At 74.6% G+C, this 10,805-nt stretch carries 6 protein-coding genes; all 6 read left to right on the plus strand.

Annotated elements, in window-relative coordinates; translation table 11 throughout:
• Positions 1 to 56 precede the first annotated feature (56 nt).
• Positions 57 to 1,736: a CYTH and CHAD domain-containing protein gene (locus tag ACZ45Q_RS05565; protein WP_468255282.1), complete on the plus strand. Its 1,680-nt coding sequence runs from the start codon at positions 57 to 59 to the stop codon at positions 1,734 to 1,736.
• A 103-nt stretch (positions 1,737 to 1,839) separates the two neighbouring features.
• Positions 1,840 to 3,819 (plus strand): TIGR03960 family B12-binding radical SAM protein, encoded by a 1,980-nt coding sequence (locus ACZ45Q_RS05570; protein ID WP_468255285.1) that lies wholly within the window; start codon positions 1,840 to 1,842, stop codon positions 3,817 to 3,819.
• Between the two features lie 124 nt (positions 3,820 to 3,943).
• Positions 3,944 to 4,996, plus strand: coding sequence for a hypothetical protein (locus ACZ45Q_RS05575; RefSeq protein WP_468255288.1), 1,053 nt, complete (start codon positions 3,944 to 3,946; stop codon positions 4,994 to 4,996).
• 48 nt (positions 4,997 to 5,044) lie between these two features.
• Positions 5,045 to 5,821: a TIGR03936 family radical SAM-associated protein gene (locus tag ACZ45Q_RS05580; RefSeq protein ID WP_468255291.1), complete on the plus strand. Its 777-nt coding sequence runs from the start codon at positions 5,045 to 5,047 to the stop codon at positions 5,819 to 5,821.
• A gap of 275 nt (positions 5,822 to 6,096) precedes the next feature.
• The gene (locus tag ACZ45Q_RS05585; RefSeq protein WP_468255293.1) at positions 6,097 to 10,419 is read left to right on the plus strand and encodes an Rne/Rng family ribonuclease; all 4,323 of its coding nucleotides are present in this window, start codon (positions 6,097 to 6,099) and stop codon (positions 10,417 to 10,419) included.
• Between the two features lie 134 nt (positions 10,420 to 10,553).
• Positions 10,554 to 10,805: sugar phosphate nucleotidyltransferase (locus ACZ45Q_RS05590; protein ID WP_468255296.1), on the plus strand; the 252-nt coding region annotated here is incomplete at its 3' end.

The raw sequence follows: 10,805 nt of genomic DNA on the forward strand, positions 1-10,805 counted from the left end.
TCATCGGACCCGCCCGGACCCGTGACCCACCCCCCACACCCGACTAGATTCACGCTATGGCGGACACCAAGCGCGAGATCGAGCGGAAGTACGAGTCACAGGACAGCGGCCTCCCCGACCTGACCGGCGTGGCCGACATCGCGGCCGTCGTCGACAAGGGCGTCACCCACCTCGACGCCACCTACTACGACACCCCCGACGAACGCCTCGCGGCCGCCTCCATCACCCTGCGCCGCCGCACCGGCGGTCCCGACGCCGGCTGGCACCTGAAACTCCCCGTCGCCCCCGGCGTCCGCGACGAGATCCACGCCCCGCTCTCCGACCGCGTCCCCCGCGCCCTCACCGGCCTCGTCCGCTCCCGCACCCGCGACACCGAACTGGTCCCCGTCGTCCGCCTGGTCAGCGACCGGGACGTCCGCGACCTGCTCGACGCGGACGGCCGCCTGCTCGCCGAGGCGAGCGTCGACGCGGTCCACGCCGAACGCCTCACCGGCCCCGGCGCCGGCGCAGCCGCCCAGTGGTCCGAGATCGAGATCGAACTGGCCGACGGCGGCGACCCCGCCCTCCTCGACCAGATCGACAAACGGCTCCGCAAGGCCGGCGTACGCCCCTCCCGCTCGGCGTCCAAGCTGGCCAGGGCACTGGCCGAGACCCGGCCCAAGGAGCAGCGCAAGGCCGAGAAGAAGCAACGCGAGGCCGAGCAGAGGCAGCGCAAGACCGAGAAGGGCCGGAGCAAGGCCCACAAGAGCCGGGCCACGGCCGGACAGCGAAACCTCCCCGCCTCGCTCCCGCCCCCCGTCACCGCCGGCGAGCACGTCCTCGCCTACGTCCGCGCCCAGCGGGACGCCCTCGTCGCCCTCGACCCCGACGTACGCCGGGACGTGCCCGACTCGGTGCACCGGATGCGCGTCGCCACCCGCCGCCTGCGCAGCGCCTTCCGGTCGTACGCCAAGGTCCTCGACCGCGCCGGCACCGACCCGATCGGCGCGGAGCTGAAGTGGCTGGCCGCGGAGCTGGGCGCCGGCCGCGACCAGGAGGTCCTCACCGAACGCCTGACGGCCACCCTGGCCGACCTGCCGCGCCCCCTGATCACCGGTCCCGTCCGCACCCGCCTGCGCACCTGGTCGCACGCCCGCAGCGGCGGCTCCCGGCGCCGGCTGATCGCCGTACTGGACGGCAACAGGTACCTCGCCCTGCTCGCCGCCCTGGACGCCCTGCTCGCCGACCCCCCGCTGCGCGCACCGGCCGGCAGCCGCAAGCCGGCGAGGGTGATCGGCGCGGCGGTGCGGAAGGACTTCGGGCGGGTCTCCGAGCTGGTGGAGCGGGCCCTCGCCCTGCCCCCGGGGCAGGAACGCGACCTCGCGCTGCACGACGCCCGCAAGGAGGCCAAGCGGACCCGCTACTGCGCCGAGGCGGCCGCCGGCCTGCTCGGTGACCCCGCCGACAGCCTGGTGCGGTCGATGAAGTCGCTCCAGCAACTCCTCGGCGACCACCAGGACAGCGTGATGACCCGCGAGGCGCTGCGCGACCTGGCCCGGCAGGCCCACGCGGCCGGCGAGAGCTCCTTCACCTACGGGGTGCTCCACGGCCGCGAGGAACGCCGGGCCGCGGACGCCGAGGCGGCACTGCCCGCGCTGTGGGAGACGATGCGGGGCGGGCCGGTGTTCCAGGCGGAGCAGGGCCGGTCCCCTCGGCCTTTGAAGGCGGAGGTCACCGGGGCGGTCGCGGGCCGGTGATCGGGCCGTTCGGGTGGACGTCCCCGGTCGGGTTAGTCTGGATGGTCACCCGCCCCCAGCCTCCGGCCGGGGGGACCCCAGTCAGCAACGAAGGTTCCGCGAGATGCCTGCCGAAGCCACCGAGTCCGTGTCCTCTGTGTTTCCGCAGCTCGAAGCTCTGCTCCCGCATGTGCAGAAGCCGATCCAGTATGTCGGCGGCGAGCTCAATTCCACGGTCAAGGACTGGGACTCCTGCGACGTCCGCTGGGCCCTGATGTACCCCGACGCCTACGAGGTCGGCCTGCCCAATCAGGGCGTGCAGATTCTGTACGAGGTCCTGAACGAGCAGCAGGGCGTCCTGGCCGAGCGCACCTACAGCGTGTGGCCGGACCTGGAGGAGCTGATGCGCGAGCACGGCGTCCCCCAGTTCACCGTGGACAGCCACCGCCCGGTGAAGGCCTTCGACGTCCTCGGCCTGTCCTTCTCCACGGAGCTGGGCTACACCAACATGCTGGCCGCCCTGGACCTGGCCGGGATTCCCCTGGAGTCGAAGGACCGTGGCCTGGACGACCCGGTCGTCGTGGCCGGCGGTCACGCGGCCTTCAACCCCGAGCCCATCGCCGACTTCATCGACTGTGCGGTGATCGGCGACGGCGAGCAGGCCGTCCTGGAGGTCACCGCGATCATCCGCGCCTGGAAGGCGGAGGGCCGCCCCGGCGGCCGGGAGGAACTCCTGCTCCGCCTGGCGAAGACGGGCGGGGTGTACGTCCCCGGCTTCTACGACGTCGAGTACCTGCCGGACGGCCGCATCGCCCGCGTGGTCCCCAACCGCTCGGGCGTCCCGTGGCGCGTGTCCAAGCACACCGTCATGGACCTCGACGAATGGCCCTACCCCAAGCAGCCCCTCGTCCCGCTCGCCGAGACGGTCCACGAGCGCATGTCCGTGGAGATCTTCCGCGGCTGCACCCGCGGCTGCCGCTTCTGCCAGGCCGGCATGATCACCCGCCCGGTGCGCGAGCGCTCGATCACCGGCATCGGCGAGATGGTCGACAAGGGCCTCCAGGCAACGGGCTTCGAGGAGGTGGGCCTGCTCTCGCTCTCCTCGGCCGACCACTCGGAGATCGGCGACATCGCCAAGGGCCTCGCCGACCGCTACGAGGACGACAAGATCGGCCTCTCCCTGCCCTCCACCCGCGTCGACGCCTTCAACATCGACCTGGCCAACGAGCTGACCCGCAACGGCCGCCGCTCGGGCCTGACCTTCGCCCCCGAGGGCGGCTCGGAGCGCATCCGCAAGGTCATCAACAAGATGGTCTCGGAGGAGGACCTGATCCGCACGGTCGCCACGGCGTACGGCAACGGCTGGCGCCAGGTGAAGCTGTACTTCATGTGCGGCCTGCCCACCGAGACCGACGAGGACGTCCTCCAGATCGCCGACATGGCGACGAAGGTCATCGCCAAGGGCCGCGAGGTGTCGAAGTCCAACGACATCCGCTGCACGGTGTCGATCGGCGGCTTCGTCCCCAAGCCGCACACCCCCTTCCAGTGGGCCCCGCAGCTCTCCGCCGAGGAGACCGACGAGCGCCTCGCCAAGCTCCGCGACAAGATCCGCGGCGACAAGAAGTACGGCCGCTCCATCGGCTTCCGCTACCACGACGGCAAGCCCGGCATCGTCGAGGGCCTCCTCTCCCGCGGCGACCGCCGCATCGGCGCCGTCATCCGCGCCGTCTACGACGACGGCGGCCGCTTCGACGGCTGGCGCGAGCACTTCTCGTACGACCGCTGGATGGCCTGCGCCGACAAGGCCCTGGAGCCGTTCGGCGTGGACGTCGACTGGTACACCACCCGCGAGCGCACCTACGAGGAGGTCCTCCCCTGGGACCACCTCGACTCCGGTCTCGACAAGGACTGGCTCTGGGAGGACTGGCAGGACGCCCTCGACGAGACGGAGGTCGAGGACTGCCGCTGGACCCCGTGCTTCGACTGCGGCGTGTGCCCCCAGATGGACACCCACATCCAGATCGGCCCGACCGGCAAGAAACTGCTGCCGCTGACGGTCAAGGACGCGGCTCCCGCACCGGCGCCGGGCGGCCACACGCACTGAGGCGGTCGCGGCAGGACGCCGACAGCCCACGCGGCACCGTCGGACGACTCCGGCGCCGTCGACGTGGAGTGACGTCCGGCCGGTCCATGGGATCCGGAGGGGTCCGGGTGGCGTCCTCATCTGTATGGAGCTTCAGAAAGCGCCCGGGCCGGAGCCGCAGGGGTGTCTCGCCGTCGCCATCCGGGTGCCGGTGCGGATCGTGGTGTTCGTGCTGGTCGTGCCGGTGCGGATGGTGTGGGACGCGCTCGTCGTCGCCGGGCGGTTCCTGAACGACACGGTGCTGCGGCCGGCCGGGCGGGCCCTGGCGTGGACCGGGCGGGCCGTGTTCGTGTGGCCGTTCGTGGGGCTGTGGCGGTGCGTGGTCGTCCCGGTGGGGCGGGGGCTCGGCTGGCTGGGGAAGGTGCTCGTCGTCGTGCCGGCCGGGTGGCTGTACCGGTGGGTGCTGACTCCGGTGGGCCACGGACTGGCGTGGCTGTACGCGCGCGTGCTGACGCCCGTCGGGCACGGGGTGCTCTGGCTGCTCAGGGGCGTCGGCGCGGCGCTGCTCGCGCTCGGGAGCGGTCTGGCCCGGCTGGGGAATCTGCTCGGGAGCGGTCTGGCCCGGTTGGGGAACCTGTTCGTCGTCGTACCGGCGGTCTGGTTGTACCGGTGGGTGCTCGCTCCCGTCGGGCGGGCGGTCGCCGAGGGGGTGCGGGCGGTCGCCACCGGGGTCGGCCTGGCCGTGTACTGGACCGCCCGGATCCTGGTGGTCCTGCCCGCCCTGGCCGTGTGGCGCTGGGTGCTCGTGCCCGTCGGGCGGGTGATCGGCGTGATCGTGCGGGAGACCGGCGACGCCCTGGGGCACGCCTGGCGCGTGGCCGGACACGTCTCGCGAGCCGTCGGGCGGTTCTTCGGGACCCTCCTGCGGTGGGTCTTCGTGGAGCCGGCGCGCTGGGTCCACCGCACGGTGCTGGCCCCCGTCGCTCACCTGGTGCGGGACGCCGTGCTGCGGCCCGTCGCCGAGGCCGGCCGGCGGGCGGTCGAGGCCGCCCGCGCCTCCGTCCGGCAGGCCCGGGCCGACCTGCGCCGGATGCTGTTCGGCAAGCCGCCGCGGGAGCGGGCGGTGGACCGGCGGGAACCTTCCGGCGGCGGGCGACGTAGTCTTGGTAGGAGTACGACCGCTCTCACGAAGGACTGAACGACACTGGGCAAGCGACAGCCCGAAGGCCCGCCGCCGGTACCCGCGGTGCAGCGCATCCGTCTGCGGTACACCAAGCGCGGCCGCCTCCGGTTCACCAGCCACCGTGACTTCCAGCGCGCCTTCGAGCGTGCGCTGCGCCGCGCCGAGGTGCCCATGGCGTACTCGGCGGGGTTCACGCCGCACCCGAAGGTGTCGTACGCCAATGCCGCACCCACCGGCACGGGCAGTGAGGCGGAGTACCTCGAGATCGCGCTGACCGAGGCGCGCGACCCGGAGCAGCTCAGGGTCCTCCTCGACGCGTCGCTGCCCGCCGGGCTCGACGTCGTCGACGCCGTCGAGGCGCGGACGTCCGGGCTCGCCGACCGGCTGACGGCTTCCGTGTGGGAGCTGCGGCTGGACGGTGTGGACCCGGCCGACGCCGGCCGCGCGGTCGAGGCCTTCAACGGGGCCGAGACCGTCGAGGTCCAGCGCCGGACGAAGAACGGCGTCCGCACCTTCGACGCCCGCTCCGCCGTCGTGAGTCTCGAGAGTGCGGAAACGCACGGTTCGCCGGCTGATAGGCCGACCGACCAGCCCTGTGCGATACTGCGGCTGGTTGTTCGGCACGTGACGCCTGCCGTACGACCCGACGACGTCCTGTCCGGTCTCCGCGCCGTGGCCGACCTGGCGCCGCCGGTCCCCGCAGCGGTGACCAGGCTGGCGCAGGGGCTGTTCGATGAAGAGACCGGCACGGTGACCGACCCGCTCGCGCCCGACCGCGAGGCAGCAGCGACCGAGCCCCAGAGGGCCGCCGCGACTGCCACCGCGACAGCGCCGGCGTAAGGAAGGTTCCGCGTAGGGACGGACGTCGTAAGCGCCGCCCTCGAACTCGGGAGCCACCTGGGTCGGGCAGCGCACCGACCAGAAGACTTTCGCCAGGCCGTACGCGACAAGGCGTACGGAACCGGCGAGACAGGACACAGGAAGCTCCCGAGCGGCGCCCGCGCCCCGGACGGCGGCAATCGCGCACCGCGCGAGCCGCGGACGTCACCGGCGGTCGACGAGATCGATGCCGGACCAGGCGCGGCGCCCGGGAGCCCGACGGGAGAAACGCCCGCATGCTCGAACCGACCGAAGCCACTGAGTCCGCGCCGGGCTCCGAATCGAACACCCCGAGCGACACCCTGCCGCCGCGCCGCCGGCGCCGGGCCGCGTCCCGGCCGGCGGGTCCGCCGGCCGCCTCCTCCGGGACCCCGGTGGAGACCGTGGAGCCGGCCCTCGCGGTCGCCGACCCCGAGGACGTCGCCGAGGCCGGCGACGAGGAGGAGACCCTCCGCACCGAGGCCGCGACCGACAACCCGCAGGCCGAGCAGACCGGCGGGCGGACGGAGCAGGCCGGACAGGCGGAGAGCGCTGCCGCGTCGTCCGCCTCCGGTGGGCGTCCGCGCCGCCGCGTCGTCCGCCGCGCCTCCGCACCCACCGGGGCCCCCGCCGCGGCCGACGCCGCCGAGACCGTCGTACCGGCGACGCCCGCCGCCCGGGCCGAAGCGGACGACGTGACGTCCGAGGAGACCGGCGCGGCGACCGAGCCCGCCGCCACCGACACCCCCGCACCGCGCCGCACGCGCCGGCGCGCCACCCGCACCGTCTCCGCGCCCGCAGCCTCGGCCGAGGCCCCCGCGGAGCCGGCGACGGCCGCTGCCGCCGGCACGTCAGCGGCGGCGGACGAGACCGGCACCGCCGAGCCGGCCCGGGCCACCGAGCCCGCGCCCGCCGAGGAGGCCGCTCCGCGCCGGACCCGGCGCCGTGCCACCCGCCGTACGTCCGAGCCCTCGGCCGCCGAGTCGGCCAGGACCGCCGCCGACGAGGCCCAGGCCCCCGCCGATGCCCCGGCGACGGCCACGTCCCCGGAGCCGACCGGGACCGCGGCGTCGGCCGAGACCCAGGAGCCGGCGCAGGCCCCGCAGCCGGGCGAGGCCCAGGAGCCGGCCAAGACCGCGGCACCGGCCAAGACGCGGAGGTCGGGCAAGAGGGCCGCGTCGGCCGAGGCACAGGAGGCCCGGGAGACCCGCGAGGCCGACGAGTCCGCCTCCGGAGCCGCCGCGTCCGCCGGGAAGGCCGCGCTCACCACCGAGCCCGTCGCCCCGGCCGAGCCCACCGCCGAGGAGGCCGCCCCGAAGGGCCGTACGCGCCGTCGGGCCGTCCGCAAGGCCGCCACCGGCTTCGCCGCGCCCGCCGCCGCGGCCCGGACCGCCCCGCCCGCCTCCGCCGAGGCGCCCGCGGAGGAGCCCGCCCGCGGCGAGGCGTCGCAGCGCCCGGCACGGCCCGCCGTCGCCCTGTTCCAGCCGCCGGTCTTCACCCAGCCCAGGTTCCAGACGCCCGAGCGTGCCGCCGCGGAGGCCGCCGCCGAGGCCGCCGAGGACGAGGAGCCGGTCGAGTCCGCGGAGCGCCCGCAGGCCGCTGGGCCGGCCGACGAGCAGCCCACCGGAGGCCGTCGCCGCCGTCGCCGCCGTGGCGCCGCCGCGGGCGAGGAGGCCGAGGACCGGGCCGCCGAGAGCACCGCCGACGAGCGGGCCGCCGAGCCCGAGTCCGACGAGTCCGCCGAGGCCGCCGAGGCCGCCGAGTCCGGCGAGGACCACGGCGACGACGCCGAGGCCGGCGAGGAGGGCGGGTCGCGCCGCCGCCGTCGCCGGGGTGGCCGTCGCCGCCGCCGTGGCGAGTCCGCCGACGCCGAGTCCGGCGACTCCCTGGACGAGGAGTCCGAGAAGACCGCCGCCGCGCAGGCCGCCCAGGACGCCGAGGACACCGCCGAGCAGGTCGAGGAGGACGCCGAGGAGGCCGACGAGACCGAGGCGCGCGACGAGGAGCAGAACGCCGGCGGTACCGGCTCCGCCAGCAGCCGTCGCCGTCGCCGCCGTCGCCGCCGCGCCGGTGACGGCGGCCAGGAGGCCGAGCCGTCCGCCGACGACCCCGAGCGCACGGTGGTCAAGGTCCGCGAGCCCCGGCCCGCGCGCGAGAAGAGCGCCGAGCCCTCCGACGAGGTGCAGTCCATCAAGGGCTCCACGCGCCTGGAGGCGAAGAAGCAGCGCCGCCGCGAGGGCCGCGAGCAGGGCCGCCGCCGCGTCCCGATCATCACCGAGGCCGAGTTCCTGGCCCGCCGCGAGGCCGTCGAACGCGTCATGGTGGTCCGCCAGCACGGCGACCGCACGCAGATCGGCGTCCTGGAGGACGGGGTGCTCGTCGAGCACTACGTCAACAAGGAGCAGGCCGTCTCCTACGTCGGCAACGTCTACCTCGGCAAGGTGCAGAACGTCCTGCCGTCGATGGAGGCCGCCTTCATCGACATCGGCAAGGGCCGCAACGCCGTCCTGTACGCCGGTGAGGTCAACTTCGAGGCGCTGGGCATGGCCAATGGGCCGCGCCGCATCGAGTCCGCGCTGAAGTCGGGCCAGTCGGTGCTGGTCCAGGTCACCAAGGACCCCATCGGCCACAAGGGCGCCCGCCTCACCAGCCAGGTCTCCCTGCCCGGCCGGTACCTGGTCTACGTGCCCGAGGGCTCGATGACCGGTATCAGCCGCAAGCTGCCCGACACCGAGCGCTCCCGGCTGAAGACCATCCTCAAGAAGATCGTCCCCGAGGACGCGGGCGTCATCGTGCGCACCGCCGCCGAGGGCGCGAGCGAGGACGAGCTGCGCCGGGACGTCGAGCGGCTCCAGGAGCAGTGGGAGGAGATCAAGAAGAAGGCCAAGAGCGGCAACGCCCCGACGCTGCTCTACGGCGAGCCGGACATGACCGTGCGGGTCGTCCGCGACATCTTCAACGAGGACTTCTCCAAGGTCGTCGTCAGCGGCGACGACGCCTGGCAGACCATCCACGGCTACGTGTCCCACGTGGCGCCGGACCTCGCCGACCGGCTCCAGAAGTGGACCAGCGAGGTCGACGTCTTCGCCACGTACCGGATCGACGAGCAGCTCGCCAAGGCCCTGGACCGCAAGGTCTGGCTGCCCAGCGGCGGTTCGCTGGTCATCGACCGGACCGAGGCGATGGTCGTGGTCGACGTCAACACCGGCAAGTTCACCGGTCAGGGCGGCAACCTCGAGGAGACGGTCACCAGGAACAACCTGGAGGCGGCCGAGGAGATCGTGCGCCAGCTGCGGCTGCGCGACCTCGGCGGCATCATCGTGATCGACTTCATCGACATGGTGCTGGAGTCCAACCGGGACCTGGTGCTGCGCCGGCTGCTGGAGTGCCTGGGCCGGGACCGTACGAAGCACCAGGTCGCCGAGGTGACCTCGCTCGGCCTCGTGCAGATGACCCGCAAGCGGGTCGGCCAGGGGCTGCTGGAGTCCTTCTCCGAGACCTGCGTCCACTGCAACGGCCGCGGTGTCATCGTCCACCTCGACCAGCCGTCGGCCGCCGGCAACGGCGGCGGCAAGCGGCGCAAGCGGGCCCGTGCCGGGGCCGCCGAGCAGCCGCACGAGCACGAGGCCGTGGCCGCCGTCGGCACCGCCGGGACGGCGGAGCAGGAGGCGGAGGCCGAGTCCGAGGCGGAGGTGGCCGCCGAGGCCGCCGAGCCGGTCGCGCTCCCCGCCCCGGACTTCGCGCCGGACGAGGAGCTGTTCAGCAGCGTCGCCGAGGCGGAGGCCGCGGCCCGGCGCGGGCGCACCCGGCGCCGGGCGAGCCGGCGCGCGTCGGCCCCGGCCGGTGCTCCCCGGACGCCGGAGGCCGAGCAGGCCGATGCGCCGACCGCGCAGGACGTCACGGTCGAGGAGGAGATCGAGCGCCCCGTGCGGCAGGAACCGGCCGCCGAGGTGCTGGCGGAGCCGGCCGCCGTGGAGGACGCGGTCTCCGGCGCGCAGGCTCCCGCGACCCGTGAGGCTCCGTCCGCCGAGGAGGCCGCGCCGAAGGGCCGTACGCGTCGTCGGGCGACCCGCAAGGTGACGGCGCCCGCCGGTTCGCCCGCGGGGGCCGAGGCCGCCGTGGTGACGGTCCCGGAGACGCCGGCCACCGAGCCGGAGGCCGAGGAGGCGCCGGTCGCGGCCGAGCGGCCCGAGGCCCCGGCCGAGGCGCCCGCCGAGCCCGCCGCCCCGGCCCGCCCGCGGCGCCGCGCCGTGCGCAAGGCCACCGCGCCCACCGCACCGCAGGAGACGGCCGTCGTGGTCGTCCCGTCCGCCCCGGCCGGGGAGACGCCCCCGGCGGCGGAGGAGGCCCCGGCCACCGAGGCGGCCCCGGCCACCGAGGAGCCCGCCGCGGCGGAGGAGTCCGCGCCGGCCAAGAAGACCGCCCGCAAGGCGGCCAAGAAGGCGACGGCGAAGAAGGCCGCCACCACCAAGAAGACGGCGGCGAAGAAGACGACCGCCAAGAAGGCGACGGCCAAGAAGACCGCGGCGGCGGAGCAGTCCGCCCCGTCCTCGGTCAACGCCGTGACCGACGAGGGCTGAGCCCCGGCGTCGTACGTGTGGTCCTGTCCGCTCACGGGCAGGACCACACGCATCCCTGGGGGCCGACAGCACCCACCCGGGCGCGCCGGGCCCTCGCGCGCGCCCGCAGCACCGTCAATGAGGAGAGAACCGCGATGATAGGCCTCGTGCTCGCGGCCGGCGCCGGGCGCCGTCTGCGGCCGTACACCGACACCCTGCCCAAGGCCCTGGTGCCCGTGGCGAACGAGGGGTCGCCGGACGCGCTGAGCGTCCTGGACCTGACCCTGGCCAACTTCGCCGAGGTGGGGCTGGCGGAGGCCGGGATCATCGTCGGTTACCGCAAGGAGGCCGTGTACGAGCGCAAGGAGGCGCTGGAGGCGAAGTACGGCCTGAAGCTCACCTTGATC

It is taken from the genome of Streptomyces sp. NPDC031049 (assembly GCF_055571015.1).